The 22,017-nt window shown below is 35.5% G+C and carries 16 protein-coding genes and 1 pseudogene; 16 read left to right on the top strand and 1 reads right to left on the bottom strand.

What is annotated here, in order from left to right; all coding sequences use genetic code 11:
* Positions 1-51: 51 nt before the first annotated feature.
* From BMW36_RS15900 to BMW36_RS15845, 15 genes and pseudogenes are all read left to right on the top strand, one after another.
* Positions 52-2,355, top strand: coding sequence for a hypothetical protein (locus BMW36_RS15900; protein WP_089742918.1), 2,304 nt, complete (start codon positions 52-54; stop codon positions 2,353-2,355).
* A 957-nt stretch (positions 2,356-3,312) separates the two neighbouring features.
* Positions 3,313-3,633, top strand: coding sequence for a hemoblobin-interacting domain-containing protein (locus BMW36_RS20870; protein WP_425431956.1), 321 nt, complete (start codon positions 3,313-3,315; stop codon positions 3,631-3,633).
* Between the two features lie 187 nt (positions 3,634-3,820).
* The gene (locus BMW36_RS15890; protein ID WP_089742915.1) at positions 3,821-4,309 is read left to right on the top strand and encodes a hypothetical protein; all 489 of its coding nucleotides are present in this window, start codon (positions 3,821-3,823) and stop codon (positions 4,307-4,309) included.
* A gap of 516 nt (positions 4,310-4,825) precedes the next feature.
* On the top strand, positions 4,826-5,095 hold the full coding sequence (locus BMW36_RS15885) for a hemoblobin-interacting domain-containing protein (RefSeq protein ID WP_089742912.1): 270 nt from the start codon (positions 4,826-4,828) through the stop codon (positions 5,093-5,095).
* A 333-nt stretch (positions 5,096-5,428) separates the two neighbouring features.
* On the top strand, positions 5,429-5,635 hold the full coding sequence (locus BMW36_RS15880; RefSeq protein WP_089742910.1) for a hypothetical protein: 207 nt from the start codon (positions 5,429-5,431) through the stop codon (positions 5,633-5,635).
* A 320-nt stretch (positions 5,636-5,955) separates the two neighbouring features.
* Positions 5,956-6,336, top strand: coding sequence for a hypothetical protein (locus BMW36_RS15875; RefSeq protein ID WP_089742909.1), 381 nt, complete (start codon positions 5,956-5,958; stop codon positions 6,334-6,336).
* Positions 6,337-6,679: 343 nt separating this feature from the next.
* Positions 6,680-6,928 (top strand): annotated as a pseudogene (locus BMW36_RS20865) (hemoblobin-interacting domain-containing protein); the annotation flags it as partial.
* A gap of 485 nt (positions 6,929-7,413) precedes the next feature.
* Positions 7,414-7,629: a pentapeptide repeat-containing protein gene (locus tag BMW36_RS15870; protein WP_089742907.1), complete on the top strand. Its 216-nt coding sequence runs from the start codon at positions 7,414-7,416 to the stop codon at positions 7,627-7,629.
* A 273-nt stretch (positions 7,630-7,902) separates the two neighbouring features.
* A complete protein-coding gene (locus BMW36_RS15865; RefSeq protein ID WP_425431955.1) occupies positions 7,903-8,760 on the top strand; it encodes a hemoblobin-interacting domain-containing protein in 858 nt (285 codons plus the stop codon).
* A 1,076-nt stretch (positions 8,761-9,836) separates the two neighbouring features.
* Positions 9,837-11,603: a S8 family peptidase gene (locus BMW36_RS15860; RefSeq protein ID WP_175480495.1), complete on the top strand. Its 1,767-nt coding sequence runs from the start codon at positions 9,837-9,839 to the stop codon at positions 11,601-11,603.
* Between the two features lie 404 nt (positions 11,604-12,007).
* Positions 12,008-12,142, top strand: coding sequence for a hypothetical protein (locus BMW36_RS20760; protein ID WP_281243066.1), 135 nt, complete (start codon positions 12,008-12,010; stop codon positions 12,140-12,142).
* Between the two features lie 639 nt (positions 12,143-12,781).
* Positions 12,782-13,903, top strand: coding sequence for a GLUG motif-containing protein (locus tag BMW36_RS15855; RefSeq protein ID WP_089742902.1), 1,122 nt, complete (start codon positions 12,782-12,784; stop codon positions 13,901-13,903).
* A gap of 149 nt (positions 13,904-14,052) precedes the next feature.
* A complete protein-coding gene (locus BMW36_RS20440) occupies positions 14,053-14,205 on the top strand; it encodes a hypothetical protein (protein WP_175480494.1) in 153 nt (50 codons plus the stop codon).
* Between the two features lie 335 nt (positions 14,206-14,540).
* Positions 14,541-16,589: a carboxypeptidase regulatory-like domain-containing protein gene (locus tag BMW36_RS15850; protein ID WP_089742901.1), complete on the top strand. Its 2,049-nt coding sequence runs from the start codon at positions 14,541-14,543 to the stop codon at positions 16,587-16,589.
* Between the two features lie 240 nt (positions 16,590-16,829).
* Complete coding sequence (locus tag BMW36_RS15845) at positions 16,830-17,270, top strand: cation transporter dimerization domain-containing protein (RefSeq protein ID WP_089742899.1); 441 nt, start codon at positions 16,830-16,832, stop codon at positions 17,268-17,270.
* Between the two features lie 193 nt (positions 17,271-17,463).
* On the opposite strand, the gene BMW36_RS15840 is transcribed toward BMW36_RS15845, so the two are convergent.
* Positions 17,464-19,719 (bottom strand): LuxR C-terminal-related transcriptional regulator, encoded by a 2,256-nt coding sequence (locus tag BMW36_RS15840; protein WP_089742897.1) that lies wholly within the window; start codon positions 19,717-19,719, stop codon positions 17,464-17,466.
* A gap of 795 nt (positions 19,720-20,514) precedes the next feature.
* On the opposite strand from BMW36_RS15840, the gene BMW36_RS15835 reads away from it, so the two are divergent.
* Entirely contained in the window at positions 20,515-21,891 is a 1,377-nt protein-coding gene (locus BMW36_RS15835) for a hypothetical protein (RefSeq protein ID WP_089742895.1), read from the top strand.
* Positions 21,892-22,017 lie beyond the last annotated feature (126 nt).

Raw genomic sequence — 22,017 nt, 5'->3', positions numbered from 1 at the left:
CAATCTACTAACATTACTTATAACTAAAAGATATACTTTGGAGGGTAGAAAATGAAAAAAACATTAAAAGTTTTATCAGCATCAAGTATAACTGCCGTTGCATTAGCAACTGCTGCGACTCCAGCTGCGGCTGCAAGCATTGAATCCTTCACATTACAGAATGGTGAAGAAGTAAGCAGTCTTGATTTAAACTTAATCAAAAACAACCCGTCACACGAAAGCTATTCTACTTATTTTACAGAAAATGGTTCATTAGTTTCTCCAATCGAATTTATCGAAATTGATGGACAAACTTATAGCAATGTTGATTTAAACCTTGCTAAACAAGCAAATCCAGATGCATCTTTGGATGAATTAGTTAATGAAGTGACTCCAGTTGATTCTGAAACAGAACTAGCTGTAGAAAGCGTAAGTGCGATTAACGCTAATGAAGTAAAAGTAGAATTTAGTACAGAAGTGCTTGAGTCTTCAGCTGAAACACAAGCAAACTATTCATTTACTGCAGAAGCACCATCAGCAGTTGGTAATATTGACGGTAGTATTAGTGACATTGAATTACAGGAAGACGGTAAATCTGCAATTGTTCGTTTTGCTAATGATACTTTAGTTAATTCTACAACATACAAAGTAACTGTGGAAAATGTATTATCTACTGATCACGAAAAAGTTTCCAAATTTGAAGACACTTTCTTATTCAGTGGTGACAACACAGCTGCTTCATTAGAAACTGTAAAAGTAGAAGGTTCAGATCTTCTTTTAACTTTTGACGAAGAAGTTGACTTTACGGATGCTGTTTTGAGAGTAGATGGAGTAGAGATTGCTTTGGGTACACCTACAACTACAGATGCAGGTGATTATACTTATAAAGTTGATGCAACCGGTACAGTGGCTTTAGAACAAGGTACACACAACCTTACTCTTGTTGGTGTTGCAGATTTTGCTGGTAATGAATCTAATACTCTAACTACATCATATACAGTAACTGACGATGTTACTGCACCAACTATTAATACAATTGAGGCAGTTGATAGTGATACTTTTAAAGTTACTTTCTCTGAATCAGTTACTCAACCAAGTGTAAAAGTACTTAAGGGTACTACAGAATTTGTAGCTACACCGGTAGAAGGTGGCCCTGCAAAAGAATATACAATTAATGTAGCTTCTACAGCTGGTGCTAATAATCTTTATGCTGATGGTGAAGAATCTATTAGTCTTTCAGTAGAAGTTTCTAATTATCAAGATGGCGTGAACTTATACGGAGATACTGTTGAACAATCTGTTACTCTTTCTCAAGACACAGATGGACCTGTATTATTAAACAGCTCATTAAATACAGTAGAAGAAATTACGGGTAATACTGTAGTTACTGTACCTTTTAAAGGTGTTGATGTTTCTCTTGAAGATGCTAGTAAGGTAAAAGTAATTGACCCAGATGGAATTGAGCTTACTCCTACAGTGGCAGTTAATAACGGCGAACCAACAGATGACAGTTCAGAAGTTGCTGTTACTGTTACAGGAACACCAAAAGAGGGTACTTATACTGTTGTATTTGAAGCTGGTGCAATTGTTGATGGTAATTCAAATGAAAATGATAAGATCACTACAACAGCTGACTTTAGTGCAGAAGAGTCATATTTAACATTTGGTGGAGATATAACTCCTAATCCGAACAACGCTATTGTAGTTGATTATGGTGTTGAAGTAACATCATCTGCATTAAATGTAGATAACTATAAACTAGACAATGCTGCACTTCCAGAAGGTTCAACAGTTGTTTATACAGATGCTTCAAAAGAGATCGTAGAAGTGCGTCTTCCTGAATCTTTTGTAGTTGTTTCAGATGCAGATTACAAATTTGAAATTACTCAAGATGTTAAGACTGCTGATGGTGAAATTATTGTAGCTGATTCTACAGCAGATACCAAAACAAATCATGCAGAAAACATCAAGCTTATTGATAATGTTTCACCTGAATTAGTTTCAGCTAAATACGTAGTTGATGATTCAGAAGATATTAATGCTACTCAACTTCAATTAACTTTTAGCGAAGGTTTAGCTGCATTATCTGCTGATAACCCAAGTGTACTTGATGATTTCAAAGTTTCTGTTAATGATACTACAGTTAATGTTATTAACAGTAGTGCCGTAATAGCAGGTGAAAATCAATTGATTCTTACTCTTGATTCTGAGATTAATATTAATCAATCAACTACAGTCTCTATCATTCCTGAAGGTGATGATAATTCGGGAATTATAATTACTGATGATTCTGCTGGATTAAATCCTGTAGATATTTCTACTGAGACTGTTGAAGAAACAGTAATTGTTACTCCTGCTGTGGTCCCTGCTCCTTAATTGGTCCAAGGGAGAAAAAATTAAACGAAACGTTACTTTATAAGTTCATATTCTATTATATGAACGAAAGAAGTGGAAATGACCTCATGTTTTAACTCACTGTTTTTCATAGTTTTACACATGGGGTCTTTTTCTAACTGTTCTGTCGAATTATTTAGTAAAATGCTAAATCATGCAAACAGTCCAATAGCATGTGCCTAATCCTCCTGCGTCCAATGAGGGGCTAACAACCCAAAGGGGCGAAGTCAGGTGAAGTCGTACTCACAGAGTGAGGCGGGGTTCTTTAAAAGGTGACTATGGCTAGGATAACGAATCCATGTGGAAGCAGGGTGAGGTAGTGAATCCTTCGGTTGAGCTAGGAGTTAGGGATTCATCCGAATATTTGGAATAATGTTCAGGCGATTCGTATAATTGGCTGTTAAACGAGTCGTTCTCATACCTGGTAAAGTGGGAGCCTAAGGTCATCAAAATAAGGGATAGACAGAATGGAACGTTTGAAGTCCTGCTGGAAGAGGTGAGTTAGCACCAGTGAAGCTAGCAGGATGGCAGCGGGTTCGTAGTAGTGTTGATCATCTGCCGTTTGTATTCCTGTGGTAATACAGGAAAAGGATAAAACAGATAGTAGCGAAGGGACCCAGTCAGTGGTTTGAATCATTCGTAATGATTCACTTATTTCCCCAAAATAAAATTAAATAGAGTCAATCACTTTGTTAGTGGTTGACTCTCTCTTTTAAGGTTACTGTTCTTTATTAAGGAAAAATTATAATTTATGAAGAACTATTGATTTTCTTTAGTTTTTTTAATTAATTTGTTCGTTATTAAGATCTTAGTGCATGAAGGGAAATAAAAACTGTGTTATTGACGAATCGCTGTGTGCGGTGAAAGCCGCTTGCATGGTGAATGCTCGAATCGAAAGCCATTAAACAAATGGTATAAGACGGGAATAGCGAACCAGTTATATTAGAAGCGCCTGAATTAACTGTTTTAAATGCTCAGGTTGGTGGAACGCCTAAGTTTACTTTTGAAGATAATCCTGATTGGAGAAGCAAACTTCACCGTATTACTGTCAACGAAGGTGGGCTTGAAGGAGATTTAATGGAAGAATTTATTATTTCTGAAGGAGAACTAACCTATATCGGTAGTGGCGAATATGGAGCATTAACATATGTGTGGACATTCTCAGCAACTGGTTATAAAGATGTTGTGGTAAGTTTTGATTTAAGTCCTTCAGCAACTTTCCGGACAATGGACAGCAATAGCTTGTTGCAAGGCAAATAATCTTCAGATATCCCAAAGAAAAGTTATTTAAACTTTAACTAAATAGAGGAAATAAAAATGGGGAAATAAGCAAGAGAAACAGACGAAAAACTATTGACAGATCGCCGTGTGCGGTAAAAGCCGCCTGCATGGTGAATGCTCGAATCGAAAGCCAACTGCTAATCGATTGGTATAAGGCGAGAATAGTGTGAATGTAACAACTGCTGAATTTCATGATGTTTCTTTTATTAGTGGCGCACCATTAAGTTTCTTTTCAGATGACCCCGAGTGGCGGGAAAATATCACTAGTGTGAGATATGAAGGAGAAAAGTTAACAGCAACTGATGACTATCTGATAAGTTCCCTTCAGGAATTTGTGGGCGAGCCAGAGATCCCATATGAAGAACTAGGAAAACTAATAGAGGAAGGAAAGCCAGCTGAACTTCCACAGACATATTGGGATGTAATCGAATTTTTATATGAGAATCAGAATAATACCTATATCCTAGCCTTTAATCCAGAGCTATTTGCGGGATCTAATAGCGGAACATTTGTGATTGAGTCAGAAGGAAATGAAGATGTAGAACTTTCTTTTGATTTTTCCGAAGAAATGGAAATAGAATCAACTAAGAATTCGATGGGTAGTACAACGCATGCTCTAGAGTTATTTGAAATTATCGGAAAGCAATCTAAGTGATTGATAAAGAGAGACATGAATAAGATTTTGAAAGGAAGACCTTTGTTTAGTAAGCTCTTTAGTAAGCTTGTTCTACCAACTGAAATAATAATATGGTTTAAAGCTAATTTATTTACAATCAGACATATTGATTATTCGTACTACCCTAATTCCTTTTGAAGAGTTAGGGATTATTTTATTTGAATAACAATGGTAATAAGACAAAATAATTATCACTATTAAAAGAATAATCCTGCAAATGCCAACCAGCCAAACGAGTGCTTAGTATAAGTCTTCCTATTTTGTTTATAAAGTTGTCCTAAGATAGTAGTTTTTGTCGAAAAATAAAAAAACAGTAGACTTTACATTCAACTAATTTATACTATAATTAGGGGAAATAAAAAATAATATAAATAATACTACTGATAGATCGCCGTGTGCGATGAAAGTCGCCTGCATGGTGAAGACTCGTTATAAAACTGAGAGATAGAGAAAGTATAAGACGAGAATAGTATACCGAAATTAGAAGCACCAACAATGTCCATTATGACTAACTCTATTGGATCAATTCCACATTTTAGAGGAGGAGGAGGTACTGGATATACCGCATCAATAACAGAAATAACTCTAAGAAAAGATCAAGAGCCATTAGTTACTTACACTGTAGGTGAAGATAATTTATCTATTACTGCTTCAGATATAGCTATTTTTGAAGATGGTGCATACTCTTCAACAGGTACCTATGTTTGGACAATTAAGGCTACTGGATATGAAGACAATGTGATAACTGTAGAAGTGACATCATAATATAAAAATTTAACCTCACTATTTAAAACAGGGTTTTTTTAGGGTATGGTGCCTGTCACCGATCGAATATTGTCGAGAGACATTTTAAATAGAAAGCGCTGTGGAATCTGCAGGGCTTTTTTCTTTGTTTTGACATGAGTTGAGTTAATTACCCGTTTCTCTTAGAAAGATAAATTTATATTATAATAGTGTATTAGAATATTGATACCCTAATTCCTCGAGGAGTTAGGGATTATTTTATATGGAGGGATATTGATGAATGAATATGGTAAGAAATAACAACAGTTATCATTATTGAAAGTAATCACAGACGTCATTTCCTATGAACATTAGTTGCCATATGAGACAGATCAGCCATTACCAGCTGGAGTATATGGAGGCTGGTTCAAACTAGAAAATAATGAAATAGTGGAATATACTGAGTTAAATCCATCGGAGCAAGAGAAAATGCTAAAACAACGATTAGAATCACTAGAAACAGAAAATGCTGATCTTTGTTTTCAAATTCTGAATAATGAAACAAGAGAGTCTGTGGTTTGATAGAATCGAGCATTTTTATAATTCATATGACTTAGATGGGAATCGTCTATGGGATATTAATCGTGTAAAGAGAGCTGTAGAATGTAAGGTAATTGATGAATCAGAGTATGAATAGAACATTGGAGCCATACAAAGCGTAGGCTTTTTATTTTGAAAAATATAGTGACATTTATTTATATTACTATATAATAATATGTGGGGAAATAAGAAAAGGTTTCTACTGCTGGCGGATCGCCGTGTGCGATGAAAGTCGCTTGCATGGTGAAGGCTCGTTATAAAACTGAGAGATAGGTAAGGTATAAGGCGAGAATAGCGAAAGATTGTTGAATGATGTATCTCCTTCAAACATTTCCATTTACGACAATAGCGATAATTATTTTAGCCTTCAGTTAAGATCTGATGGAGCTGCTAGAAATACTAGGTGGACTGATTCAGGATTAGAAGTAGGAGACCAACTTATTATTGAAGCTGGTGGGGAAACACTAACGCTTACTTTCTCTTCCGCAATACTAAGCAATTTAACCAGTACGGATCAAATTTATATTACTTATATTCCAGAAGAGTTAGATCTTCCCTTTATTAAATTTAGTTCAGCGGCATCAACTTTTGATGATAATGTAATTTCCGGGGGAGACGTAAGTGTTAAATTAAAAAAACAAAATGGTAAGGAATCTAGTGGGATTGTAATTGTTACAGAATAGAAAGAATAGGGTACATCTTAACCAACAGTGGGTTTTATTCTTTTTTAATAGGATGCTTATGCGACATACAAAAATAAGTGATCACAATTTGGGGTCTTTTTATTATCGAGTTTAAGTTAAGTTAAGTTAAAGACAACTTAAAGATTCCTTCAAGTCCATTGTTTTAGTAGATTAGTTATCATATCATAGAGATGGGGAAAATAAGAAATTATATTGCTGACTGATCGCCATATGCGATGAAAGTCGCCTGTACGGTGAAGACTCATTATAAAACTGAAATAAAGAAAAAGTATAAGACGAGAATAGCGGTAAAGTTGCACCGAATCTAAGTGCTTCATTTGACGGAGCCACTCTCTATATTGAATTTATCGAAAATGAAGAATGGAGAACATCGATAGAAAGTATTGAATACGATTTTGAATTGGAATCAGGTATAATTCCTTCTGATGCGTATGACATCAGTAACTCAGGTCGCATCATTATTAATGGTGCTCCTCCATTTGAAACCAAACTTATTTTTAAAGCAGATGGATATATGCATAAAGAAATAATAGTTAATGAGGGTATAGAACCAGTACTACCTGCGGAATAAGTCTATTGTGACCTCACCATTGGTGGGGTTTTTTTTGCTTAATAGGAAACTTACACTACATTCAATCATGTTAACAGACTCATAACTTATGATCGTATTTTAAAGGATTTGCTGTGTATTTAATTATATCGTGATCTTGTAGTCTGGCTCTCGTCATATTATTTATTGCATTATCGTTATCAAAATATGTAAGAAAGCTTCAGTGTCTGCTAATTGTTCTCTTATTATGTATAAAATTTATATTAAGGTATAGTTAAAGATTTATGAAGGTCCATTGCTATAATGTAAAATTTGTTATATTCTTTGATTGTGGAAAATAATTAATCTGCTAAAACGGATCGCCGTGTGCGGTGAAAGTCGCCTGTATGGTGAAGGCTCATTATAGATTATATAATTACTGAAAGTGAGAATAGTCCTTTAAAGAGCATAAGAATTGACTATGGAATATTAAATCTTGGACTTTTCAACAAGTAAGATCTAATAATATGCAAAATACCAAATTAACTTATGCCAATTTAAGTGATGCTGATTTATCCTATGCTAATCTTAATGATTCTGATGCAGGTTACGCAGTATTTAACGGTGCCAATCTGTTAAATGCAACTTTTCAGAATGCTTGGTTAGCTTATGGATATTTTAGGAATACTAATCGAACAGGCACTAATTTTTCAGGAGCCACAACTAATTTTGTTGAATGGTAGGATAAAGTATTAAATTCAAGTTTAGAAGAGATGCAATTAGGTATGTAACGATTATGGTCTCGTAGGGAGTCACTGTTTTGTGCTTTGCGAGGCTTTTCTTTATAAGATTATAACTAAAGTTACTATGCCAAATCAAGAAAGTGCATTAAGATAGCAATGGGGATTAAGATAAAGATATTTACTGCTGACGGATCGCCGTGTGCAATGAAAGTTGCCTGCATGGTGAAGGCTCGAATCGAAAACCACTATGTAGTGGCATAAGACGAGAATAGTATTATTCAACCTCCAGAATTTACGCAAATTGAAATAGACCCGACCAGCTTCGTTTATTCTGATGATGGCAATTGGTCATCACATATAACAAGTGTTAAATTATTAAACGATTCGAAGGAACTTGTTGAGGGAATGGATTACGGTATAACAGCCATTCCAGATGAACTAGCTGAAGACATTGTTGGAAATTATGTCTTGTCATTTAGTCCAGTATTATTTTCTGAAGAAGAGACATATCAAATTGTTATTGAAGCGGAAGGTTATGATCCTGCAACCTTTGAGATTAATGGCCCCATTGAAATAATTAGCCCAGAACCTAGTGAGCTTACCATTAAAAAGAAATCTATTGAAAATAATCAGGCTATCATTTCTTGGGAAAGTCCAGAAATTTACGAATATGTAAAGGTTGAAGCAACTGGTGGCGGATATGTTGCACCGGAAATCATTGAATATAGCTATTCGATTGACCCAATTACGAATGTGATTACCTATGAAGCTACGATACCATATCTTTTTCCAAACACGTTTTATAATGTATTTGTAGACATGGGCGATTCAAAAGTCGCTTTGCCTAAAGCTATAGGAAAAATAGAAATTAATACACCTGATAGTGAAACATATGGAGTAGATTTTATTAATAGTAATACAGGTGAACCCATTGGTAGTGTAACTTTGTCTCTTTTCGCAGATGAAGAAAGACAATTACGATTGACATCTCCTTTTAATAAGGATGCGTTAATTCCAGGGACCTATTATTATGAGATTAAAAAATTACCTCTAGGAACAGGTGTTGCAATGGGGACTTTTGAACTGGTAGATCAGGACGTCACAGTTGAAGTTACCTTTGAAAATGAGTGATTATTAGTGTTTGTGATTTTTAAACTAAATAATGAAGATGTTGAAAAGCTCTGTTGAGAGAAATCTCTGCAGGGCTTTTCCAATATAAATAATTAAAAAGGTAGGAGGTGCAGAAGTATTGAGTTCTCAATTAGGGATACACTTTGCTAAAGATGAGCGAATTGGTCTTTTTCTGATGAAAGATACATGTAATTACTAGTTAATTTCGAGCCAATACTGTGTCTAAACGAACGTATGAATATCATAATTAAAGTTACTATGCAGAATAATTGGTTTACAATACAATATTATTGGGGAAATAAGCAGAAAGAAGCACAACTGCTGACAGATCGCCGTGTGCGGTGAAAGCTGCCGGCATGGGGTGAAGGCTCGTGCGAAAATCATTAAAATGTGATACAAGGCGAGAATAGCAATTTAATAGCAAAAGTAGCTCAACCAACTTTTTAGAATTAGGGCTATTTTGATTTTTAGGTAGTCGATTTTTTTGTAATATAAAGTAAATATGGAAATAAGCAAAATAAAAATTGTTGGCGGGTCACTGTGTGCGATGAGAGTCGCCTGTATGGTGTAGCTCGTTATAAATCTGATATTAAAGAAAGGTATAAGACGAGATTGAAGATCCATTTACTCTTTTAATGTAAGATTCATTCGTTCATCCAGCTATTATTTAAACATATATCATGATCATGTAATCTGTCTCTCGTCATATTATCATTCGATTATGTAATATAAGTAATTGAATACATTCTCTAATTAATAGTATAATAGCATTAGTTATATTACCTTTTTTAATGGCTATGTGTCCAGAATTCTAATGAATAATACCACTTATTAAAGGAGGAATAAGTTCATGGCAGAGATATAATCTTTGTTAATAATCTCGGGAAATCAACTGGCAAATAGGTAATGAAGAGATAATTCCTTCGAAAGAAAAAGAAAATAGGGTAAAGAGTCTATTACATAGATTAATATTGTTGGAAAAAATAAATAATTATCCGGTTTTAGATGTGCTAATTCGAGATCTGGAGAATTTGACAGTTAGATGAAAAAAATTATATGAAATGCAGGTGAATGAAATGAGAAAACTTCTAAGTATTATTACAGCCCTTTCACTTTTGCTGGTCGTTCTAAATAGCCAATCCGTCTTTGCGTCAGAGAATCATACTATAGATAAAATGTTAAAAGAAAACATTTTAAAAGAAAGAAAAGAAAATGAAATTCTAATTCAATATAAACAAGAAACAAATAATAATTCTTCTAAGATTCAATTATTGAGCCAGAGCGACAGTGTAGAAACAGTTGAATTAAATGATTATGTAGATCAAAAGAAAATCATTAACCAATTGGAGCAAATGGAAGATGTCCAGTTTGTAGAAGAAAATAAAAAAGTTTATGTGCAATCCACTACTATTATAAGTGACCCTTATTATGAATTACAGTGGGCATTAGATAAAGTAGCTGCCCCGGAAGCGTGGGAAGTACTAACAGAACCAGGAGAAGAAGTGGTTGTTGGTGTTATAGATACAGGGGTCGATCTTCAACATGAAGATTTACAAGGGAAAATTCTGCAAAATGGTTATAATTTCATAGATGAATCAGAAGCAGTTTATGATATGAATGGACATGGAACTGCAGTATCAGGAGTAATTGCAGCTTCTATTAATAATGACTTAGGCATAGCCGGGGTTACTGGAAAAAGTAATGTAAAAATATTACCGTTGCAAGCAGGATTTTCTGACGGTTCGCTGTATTTATCTGATATCGTCGAAGCAATTGATTATGCCATTGAGCAGAACGTTGATGTCTTGAATTTAAGTTTTGGGAGTCCGGATTTTTCCAATATAGAATATAATGCTATCCAAAGGGCAGTTGATAATGGAATAATTGTGGTTGCTTCTGCAGGGAACAATGGCAATAGCGAATATATGTATCCTGCCTCTTATCATAATGTGATTTCAGTAGGCTCTATTGATCAGTATAACAATCTATCGAATTTTTCCACATATAATGATAAAGTGGATATTGTTGCTCCTGGGGAAGAAATAGTAACAACAACGAAAAACAACCAATATACCTATCAAAATGGAACATCTTTTTCTGCCCCAATTGTTAGTGGGATTATTGCAAGCATAATCTCAGAGAAACAGAACGTAACATTAAATGAGATAATGCCTGCTATACAGGAAACATCAGTTGATTTGGGGCCTGCTGGGAAGGACGAAAAATTTGGTTATGGCCTGATAGATTTTTATCAACTGTCACAGAAAATGTTTCCTGAAATCGAACAAATCATTATAGAACAGCCACAAGTTGAATTAACTGTAGGAGAAACATTAAAAATTCAACCAATCATCCTGCCAACAGAGGCTGCGAGTAACCAATTATTTTGGGAATCTAGTAATAATGAAGTAGTAACAGTTAATGAAGAAGGAGTAATCAATGGAGTAACAACTGGGAAAGCTACTATCTCTATTTCATCCGCTGACAGCTCTGTTACATCATTTGTTGAAGTGAATGTGGTAGATAAGGAATTAATAGAAAATGAGACATTTGAGCCTATTTATAATGCTGCGCTCGACCAGGAATGGGCAATTAATTTTAATAATAGTGTAGATGCTACTTCGATTAATAATCAAACAGTACAAATTATAGATAGTTCGAACAATCAACTTCCATTAGAGTTTTCTTTCACCAATCAACACAAAACAGTAAAAGTAAAGTCTTTAGAACTCTATGAGCCGAATTCAACATATAAACTGGTCATATCTAAAGATATTTGCTCCCAAGATGGGAAATCTTGTTTAAGTAAACCTGTTTATCAAGTGTTTCATACAAGAGAATGAAGAAAGGAAACGCGGGGGCAGTTTTCCTGTTTCACTCAGAAAGTCTCGTAGAGCATAATTGCTTTACGAGGCTTTTTATAATGATGGGATAAAAGTGAATATAAACCTACATTATTTATGTGAGGATTCATACAAACCTAGCTTTTAAGAGAAGTTAGGGATTCTTATTTAGAGGGAAAGTATGGAATCTCTATGGAGAGAAGTAATAACAAGTATAAAAAAAGAATAAGAAAAATGCCGACCACCGGACAAGTCCAAATTGCTAGTTTGAACTTGGGAAGGAGTCTAGCATGTTGTTTTGTTTTTTTTAGTGACAGAAAACGAAGAATCATCGAATTGGTTATTTGCGGAATGTCTAAAGGAAAACCTATTTGATAGTACCCCTTTAGAAGGAGAGAAAAATAATGTTGTCATTATTCAATCTAATTAGAAGTGGAAGGGGCATTCTCTCAAGTCAGTACTTCAACGGGACTTTAAGAATCTATGCCAATTTGGGAAATGCAGCTAATGCAATTGATGGACTTACTGGTTTGACGTAAACTTGTGACTATTAGATAGTAAGAGAATATGCTGAACTTGGATTTGAGAAATTCAAGCCAGATTGTTTGATTGGGAAATAAGTTCAAGGATCTATTACTGCTGATGAATCGCTGTATGCAATGAAAGAGGCATGTATAATGAAGGCTCGTAATAAATCATAAGACGAGAAAGGTGAACTTGAAATCTCAAACTTAGCTGTGTTTGCTCAGCAACCTACATCGTTGCTAGAATCTACTCCTGTCAACAATGCAACATCTATAAAACTTCTACAACCGCTGAGTCAGACAAATTGGTTAGATTCACATGCGAAATACCAGGGTTATGGCAATCCATTGGCAGAAGAAAATTATGTAATAGTTGCTCACTCATTTTTTCGGATAAGTAAAAAGAAGTCTCGAAGAGCATAACAGCCTTTCGAGTAGAAGGTTTCTCCTCCCTACTAATAAAATGATTTCCGAGTAAAGTAATCAAATATTAATAAACTAATGGTATATTATTCATTAATAATATAAAATAGATTAGGGGAAATAAGTAAAAAGTACTGTTGATGGATCGCCGTATGCGATGAAAGTTGCTTGTGTGGTGAAGGTGTACACGAAAGCCTAAGGGTATAAGTTACAAATAGCGATAAACCACTTTTGGGAAGTGAAGAAAATCCATACCTAATTGATTCAATTGCAAAATTGAGACTAATGAAAGACTTAGATGAGGCTGAGAGCATACAGCACTTTAAGTTGGTTTCCAATATTAATATGGACGGTGAAACTTGGGATCCCTTCGAGTTTAACGGAGTATTGGATGGAAATGGTTTTATTATAAGTGATGTAACAATTAACCAGCCTGAGGGAGAAGATGTTGGATTCTTTCGTAAACTTCATAGTGATGGCAAACTAATAAATGTTCAACTATCGGATATAAGTATAACTGGTCGCAATTGTGTAGGAGGGTTAGTTGGACGAAATTATGGACATATTGATCATTCTTTTGTAACTGGTTCTGTAATAGGAAATGGTTACTTTATAGGTGGCCTGGTTGGTGTGAATGAAACCGGGACCTTGACCAATTCAAATGCATCTGGAAGTGTAATTGGAAATAATACAGTACCTGATAATCCTTCTTCTATAACTATGACAAGTGCTGATTCAGGAACAACAGCCTTTATTTTTGACCCACAAGCGGGCACTGGTAGTGGAATCGGCGGATTGGCTGGTATTAATTATAGTGGAATCGTCACTGATTCCAATGCAACTAATTCTGTACGTGGAAATATTACATTAGGTGGCTTAATTGGTTACAATTATTATGGGACTATTGACCATTCTTATGCAACTGGTAGTATAATTGGAAACTATACAATTGGAGGCATGATTGGTAGTAATTTAGGTGATATCACTGATTCCTATGCTACTGGAAATGTAACCGGAAATGTAACTGGAAGTGTTGCTGGTACTGCTATAGGCGGATTGATTGGTAATAGTTTTGGTTATATCACTAATTCCTATGCAATTGGAAATGTAGCTGGAACTGCTAATTCTATTGGTGGCTTAGTTGGTATGGGAAGCTCCATTGTTACTAATTCTTACTATGAGGAAATAAGAACAGGTCAATCTTATGATAATGGTATGGGCAACCCACGTACCTCTGAACAAATGCAGAAAGGTTATGCGGATAGTACGATTGGTAAAGAAGAAATCTATACTGGCTGGGATTCGGAAATTTGGGATTTCGGGAATGACATGGAATATCCAAAATTAAGATAGAAGTAGGAGGATTTCCCTGCTTCATAAACCCTGTTTTTTTCTTATAATAGTGATGGAATAGGAAGAAGATCTTGGGATACCGAATAAATGAATATGACGAAAGTCTCTCGTACGGTAAGGCTCGATCGAAAGGATTTGATATAGCATAAGTGGAGAAAAGCCAAAATTTTAGTGTTGCATATCCCGGTATTACGTGGAAAGATGGAAAAGCACCAAATGGGGGAGTTGGATGTGGGCTAACATTAACTTCTGTAGAGATGGACAGGGAAATGGCCTTTCTGGCTGGTAAAGGATATTTTTAGTACATAGTAAGCTTATCAAACGGATGACTTTAATATGTAAGAACTTTGGTTCAGTTCCAGACCCTAATTTATTTATGAAATTAGGGTTTTTGCTTTGCAAATATTTTTTCATGTATATAGAGATTATTAGGATTATTAGTGCCTTAAAACATAGTAAAAATATCGAATGAAGTAATGTTCTTGTGGTTATATTGTCCCAGTCGTAATGGAGATTTATCTAAACTATTAGAAGTAGAATAACCAATATTATGGATAATTAGCTATACCTAGAAAAATTAATGTGATATAATAACCAGGTACTAGTCTAAATATACTATATTTTTGGAGGGGAAAAGATGAGGAAATATAAGAAAATGATACCGCTTGGTGCTGTTGCGGTGATTGCTGCAGTTACTCCTGCTGTAGTGGCTGAAGTTCCGGTTGAAGCCGCTGGTATCGATCAATTGGAAATTGAATTGAATGGTGAAAACCAAGTAATAAGTTCACTGGATTTGAACTTATTAAGGTTAGGACAAGAAGTAGCAGATTATGATTTTAATACTTTTTTTAATGAAGGTGGATCTGCTAGATTTTCAGTTAAAAATATCATTTCGGAAGGTGTAAAGTATGATATTGTTGACTTAAATCTTTTAAAATACCAAAATCCAAATCTTTCTTTAAGTGAATTATTTGAATTAATTAATCCTAATGACAGTATTCCTAGTGAAATTAATGCTCCGGGTGAATACGGTCCTGCTTCTTCTGTAGAAACGATTAATGGAGATGTGACAATTAATAGCCCTGGAGTTACTTTAAGCAATGTACATATTACAGGTAATTTAGTATTAGCAGAAGGAATTGGTGAAGGTGAAGTTACACTTAATAATGTAACCGTAGATGGTGAAACGGTTGTTAATGGTGGTGGAGAAAATAGTATATATTTTAATGATACCGTATTAGCAACTGTTATAGTAAATAAAAATACTGGGGCAGTTAGAATTGTTGCACAAGGTAATTCTCAAGTATATGAAGTACAACTAGAAACACCGACAATTGTTGAAGAAGAAGGCTTAGATAATAATGCAAATGGATTTGAAGATGTAGTAGTGTCAGAAACAATGCAATCAGTTGGGGATACTGCACAGGTTCGTCTTGTGGGTCAATTTGAGACAATAAATTCTCGTGCTAGCGATATTCAGATTGATCTAAGTGAAGAAACAGATATTGAATCCTTGATTTTAAATGCAGCTGCTCATGTGCTTGGTCAAGGGAATATCCGATTTGCGCAAATTAATTCCAACGGTTCTACTTTATCTCAAAGACCTCAAAATGTTGTGTTAGATATTGATACAACATCTGTAAATATCGGAGGTGAGGATGTAACCGACAGCTATTCAGATGTAGATAGCATTCAGCTAAATTCAATAGATGCAAATGCTTCTAGTATTAATCTCAATGCAGATAGTGTGATTACAGGTGTCTCAATTGCTGATTTCAATGTGACTGCAACGATTGAGGGTGAAAGTTACGAATTAACAAATGTTCGATTAAATAGTAACCATAATCGAATAACTTATGACCCAATTCCTTTGTATGGAAATATTGGTAAAACGGTAGAGATTACAGTGTCGTCCAATTCTCCTAGAGTAAGCGGAGCTGTAGTAAGTGATTCTTATCAAATTGGAACAGGTTTCTCTGGAAGAATTACAGATGTACAAGGTAATGGGATTTCAGGGATAACAATTAAGTTTCGTGAAGGAAATGGTGTACAAGAAGGAGTAGTGGCTGAGGAAGTAACTACAGATGAAAATGGATATTATTCAGTTAACTTACCTGCTGGAATGTATACAGGTGAATTATCTGGTGACGGATTTGTTACAAGCTATATGATAGGCAGTGCACCAAGTGATGTGTTCTTAACTAATCAAAATGAGACTGCTATTCGTGCAGCTGCGTCTACAGAAGTAAAGATTATGTTAACTTGGGACCAGGATCCACGTGACTTAGATTCACATTTATTAGGACCTGGAATCGATGGAGAACCATTCCATATTGCTTATTATAATAAGCAAGAAGTCGAAAACGGGATTACCTATGCCGACTTAGATTGGGATGACACTCAATCATATGGACCTGAAACAACAACAATCCGACAATTGGTAGATGGCGAATATAGATTCTATGTTCATCATTTTTCTGGTATGAGTACATTAAGCTTGTCAGGTGCAGAAGTATCGGTTTTCCTTGGGAATGAAAGCACTCCAAATCACACATTCAGTATTCCAAGAACTGATGGAGAAGACGAGTATTGGCTTGTTTTTGATTTAAATGTGAGCAATAATGCTGAAACAATCGAGATTATCCCTATTAATAATTTACAGGATATTGAGCCAACTCTGCGATAATGAGAATCAATGAATGATGAGATACAACTTTTTTTGACCATACTAAAAGAGGTCCTGGTGGGTGAAATCCCATTAGGGCCTTTTTCTATGTTATCTAAATAATGCTGAAGTGTAATTTACAATTAAATTCTTGCCATTTTGTTTACATTTAGTATAATTAAATTTGTGACTTCAAAAATGTATAGTTATTAAGCTATTTTTTAATAATGATAGATAAAAAATGACGGAGGTGTCCAGCAATTGAAGAAATATTTGTTAATGATGTTAATGTTGCTTCTTGCAATGATCACAATTATGGGATGTTCAGATAGTGAATCAGAGAATCAGGAAAGTCCTGAAACAGAAAATGAAGAATCAACAGAGAAAGAGTCAGAAGAAGCAGCTGAACCCGAAAAGGAACAAAAAGTCGTGGATAAGTCGGAATCTGCCCAGCATAATGAAGATATAGAAAAAGAGATGTTGAATGAAGAAGGTATTGTAGATGTATCCCTTCTTATTACAGAAGATGGTGGCGGGTATGTAATAGCTGATGTGGAAGTTGATTCAGCAATGGATAATGCGACTGCAAAAGGGATTGCAGAGACATATGCCAACAAATTAAAAGAGGCATACCCGGAATATTCGGTAGATATTCAAACACATAAAAGTGGCGAACCTTTTGAAAAGGTGACAGTGGAATAAATTGTTATTCACAAAGTTTTGCGCAGTTCTAAAAAAAGGCACAACTCGCGGTGAGAGCCGTTCGTTGTGTCCTTTGTTTTCTCTGAAATATGTGGATTGATACTTAATTATAATAATTTTTTGTAAATAAATCCAAGTACTGATTAAACTCATCAAAGTGGGTAAATATTCGACTTACTTCTCTTTTATCTCGTTACAATAAAAGTTGATTTTCTGCTGCTTTCACTGCCTGAACTCTATTACTTACATTTAACTTTTTATAAATTCGATGAAGATGGCCTTTAACCGTACCTTCCGTAATATTCAGCTGGTCCCCGATTTTTCGATTAGAAAAGCCCTGTTGGATATATTTGATGATTTCAATTTCGTGCAGGGTTAAAGCATTTTTCATTTCAGGGTTATCATTCAATATCTTTGATTCCTCTTTATTCGCTAATTGCAATAAATTAGTACAATATTCGCTTAAATGACTAGGAAGATCGTTTTTAACATTAGGAAAAATTAGAAATAAAGTAGGGTCCTGATCGAGAAAAGAGCGGATATATCCATACTTGTGTCCGACTTCTAATGCATCCTTTAATAATAGCTCTGCTTCTGTCGTTTGTTCGAGTTTAATTGCACATATTGTTTGAAGTAAACGTCGCTCTAAATGATTACCAATATTTTTGTCTGCTGATGTTGATGTTATCATTCGGCGAAGTAAATTATCCGCCTCTTCCACTTCTTGAAAAGCCAGCAGTGATCGTGTAAGTGTGAAATATTCAAAACTTGTCATTTGATTCCAGAGAATGTGCAAAAACTCCTTTTGTTCTGCCAGCCAATCTTCCGCATCCTCAAGAAAGCCCTCATTCAGTAGAGTGTATGTCTTTATTGCTTTTCCAGTTCTTCTCCAAACAGGATTATTAGTCTGGAGGGAGCGGAAAAATATCTCTTCGGTAAGGTAGTGTACTTTTTTAATCCGCCCTTCTGATTGATGGCATAAAAGTTCCAGCCATAACGCAGGGATAGAGATACCGGGGTGTTTATCTGCAATGGCTGATTGCCATACAGTCTCCAGGTACTCTCTAGCGGCTATTTTGTCATTTTGTTCATAAAGCGCTTCTGCAATTGCCAGCTTTCGATATGGAGTAAATGCAGAAGTTTTATGGGGAAATTGCAGTTCTTTTACTGTTTCATGAATGTTCCCGTTAAACCCGAAGCTATTACGGTTAAAAGGAATACTTCCCTGATTTAGAGCTAAATATGGCGTCCATGTATCTTTTTCTGTTTGCAACAGAAGGTTAGCTTTCTGTCCACTATTATCATTCTCTTCAGCTCTATTCAGCATGATTAAAGTCCAATGTTGAAGGGAAGCGGCCTCCTTATCTGCAGAAGTATATAAGGGATCCAGTCGATGAAACCATCCTTGCAATGTATCGTATTCCTCTAGCTCAAGTGCTTGTGGGGCAAACTTCTTTAAATATTGCAGAGCCAGCGCTGGTTTATCTGCCAGTATTGCCATATCAAAAGCTTCTTTTATGAAACCTTCCTTTTCAAGGAATAAAGCGGTTTTTTCATATACTGGTCTTTTAAATTTCTTATCGGGTAAAATCTCCTTTATGATGACTCTGACAAGAGGATGGAAGCAATACATCCACCGGCTTTCCACAAGCACTTTATTTAATAGCAAATGATGTTCCAGGGTGTTAAAGAGAGAATGAACATCAGTCTGTAGAAGTTCCCTTGCAAAATCCAATGATAAATAAGGTGGTATGGTTAAAGGGCGCATCTGATTAACTGCTTTACCGGGAAGCTGACTCATCCATTCATTTACGATAAATTTTTCCAATAAAGGGGCAACTCTTCCTTGTTCATCAATCAGGGGAAGTTGACCTTGGGAATAATGCTGATAAGCTAATTGAAGTAAAGCGGGGCAGCCATCTGTAACTGTAAATATCTCTTCTAATTGCTTTTCAGATATTTCAATAGAATAGGATGTATGGTTGGAAATCCAACCTATTGTTTCTTCCTGAGTGAGCTTTAAATCATTAGCATTTAATTGAAGGGTTTGATATTGAATATCAGATATATGTGCTAAGGGAGTAATTGATTCCCTGGATAAGAGAATGAAGTGAATGTTGGGACTTGCCTTTAATAAACATTCCTGCAGGGAGCTTATTGCCTCTTTATTTTTCACCCGGTGAACATGATCAATAACAATTATGCTTCTGGTATCTTTTGTTTCGTTCAAAATTCGTGTCAGATGAAGGTGTAGTGTTTGTGGGTTGTTACAGGAGTCCGTTATTTCCATGCTTCGAAACGGAAAATCACTTACCATACTCCAATGATTTGTTAAGGTTGATTTTCCATATCCCCCGGGAGCATTAATAAACGTTATTTTTTTCTTCAATATTCTATGAAAAGTAGTACTGAGCCTTTCAGGTATATAATGCTTTTGTCCTTCTGCCATTCCCGATTCCCCTTACTATAATTATCTCTACTTTAATGGATATCTAAGTATATTTTACAAATATTTTATGCGACTTTCAATCATACTAGTTCAAAATTACCATTTATATCGCTTTTGAGTTCACATAAAACTATGAATGGTATATAGAGGGAAACATTTTGTAAAAAATGAATTAAATCATAACTAAAGTTACTATGCTAAAGTGGATAAAATGGACTAGATTAATATGGAGGGATTAAGAAAGGAGAGATGATATACAGATTCGATTCGTGAGAAAAACACCAAGGCAACACTATAACATGCGGTATTAAGCGATGCTGACGATTCTGATTTCTGCTGCGCACCATTATTATGTGTCTGTCAGGGTGGCATACAGTTAACCTGACAGGAGGGTGAAGTTATTTTGAACAAGGGAAGACAGGGCAACTGTTACAAATGACTGGTATAACAGGAAGGACTTAATGGATTCAAAATAAAAAATTGGGGAAATAAAGAAAAGATTCATACTGCTGACGGATCGCCGTGTGCGATGAAAGTCGCCTGCATGGTGAAGGCTCGCTATAAAACTAAGAGATATAAATGGTATAAGGCGGGAGTAGTGATACAACAGCACCAATCATAAACGGTGTTACAAGTGGCGAATTCTATAATTCAAGTGTCCGGCCAAATAGTTCAGATTCTGATATAAAATCAGTCATTTTAAACAGGGACTCTGATAATGATGGAAACTATAATACTTCAGAACCTTATTTATTAGGGGACAGTATCACAAAAGATGGTAGATATCAGTTAATTGTGACGGATTATGCTGGAAATAAAACGGTAGTTCTGTTCATAATTGATACTGTATTTCCGGAAGTAACTGGAGTTACCGATGGAAACACATATGGAGCCTCAGGTGTTACGCCAGTTTATACAGGAGGTACAGCAGAATTAAACGGAGAGCCGTATGATTCCGGGACATTCATCAACAGACATGGTGACTATACGCTCATTGTACAAGATAAAGCAGGGAACACAATAACTGTTTCGTTTGTCATTGATAGAGAGTCACCTATGATAACGGAAAAATCTATGACATCTGATAATTCCAATCATTCTCAGATAGCGAGAGAAGGTGATATCGTTACCTTATCGTTTCGTACAGCTGAAGCGGCTACTATTTCAAATATGAGGGCATATATAGAAGGTGTTACGGTCGATGCTGTTACCTTGGATGATGCAGGGGATAAGGATCCATTAACATGGAGGGCTTACTTTCCGGTGGATTCCAGCACTAAAAATGGGTTACCTGTATTTCACTTTGATTTAACAGATGAAGTAGGAAACCATAGGAGCTATTATACTAATTTTTCATCTGTTAATAGTGTTACAGTGGATACAAAGGCACCTGAAATTATAAGTAGTGTAGTACAACCGAACAATGGATATATTGATGTTACCTTTTCTGAAGGAGTGTTTGGCGGCACCGATGGAAAACTTGCGATTGATAAATCTGATATTAAAGCAGTCACAAGTGATGGAACATCTGACGGCAATCCTTCGAGTGTCACCATTGATTCGATAACGAAAACAGATGGCAGCGAATTAACTGGAGGAGAATCCATGATAAGAGTCCATGTTTCTTTCACTGGTGAAGTAACAAAAGGTGATACACTGGAAATCATGACGGTAAATGGAGCTATCCGCGATCAGGTGGGGAATATCATAGCAGATGACCAAACTACCGGAGAAAAAACACTTAATACTACGCTCGGTTATACCTGGGATGAAGCTACCAATACAATAACTTTAACAGGGTTAACAGTGGAAGATAACACGTCCGGTGATCGTGTCCAATTAATCACAGCAAGGGATGACTTATCCATATATGATGCTGATTTCCAAACACGGCCTACTAATATCGGTGGATCCAATAGTTTAATATCTATTTCAGCGGGATTGGATAAGGCTGAATTTTGGAATACAGGTGACGGTTTATTTGCAAATGCAGTCGGCTCCGGAAAGATTCAGCTAGAGCTAGTTGCGTTAGGAAATATGATAAGTGATGACACAATTATGAAACAGGATAATCTGCAGTTATATATTCAAGATGCAGAAGCTTCTGAAAGAAAAATCACATTAAGTTTTAATATCGATTCTACCAGAGAAGATACCATTATTTTAAATTAGGGATAAAATAATTGCTCTGCGAAAAGTCTTTTTGCAGAGTATTTCTCTATGTTTTAGGAGATGAAAACTGCGAGGTTACTTCCGCATGCTGCTAAATAATTTTTAAAGAATATTAAAGGGTGGTTA

The organism is Gracilibacillus ureilyticus (assembly GCF_900111195.1).
GTDB classification, from domain to species: domain Bacteria; phylum Bacillota; class Bacilli; order Bacillales; family Amphibacillaceae; genus Gracilibacillus; species Gracilibacillus ureilyticus.
The sequence above is the reverse complement of the archived record's forward strand: the minus strand, read 5'-3'. Positions and strand labels throughout refer to the sequence as shown.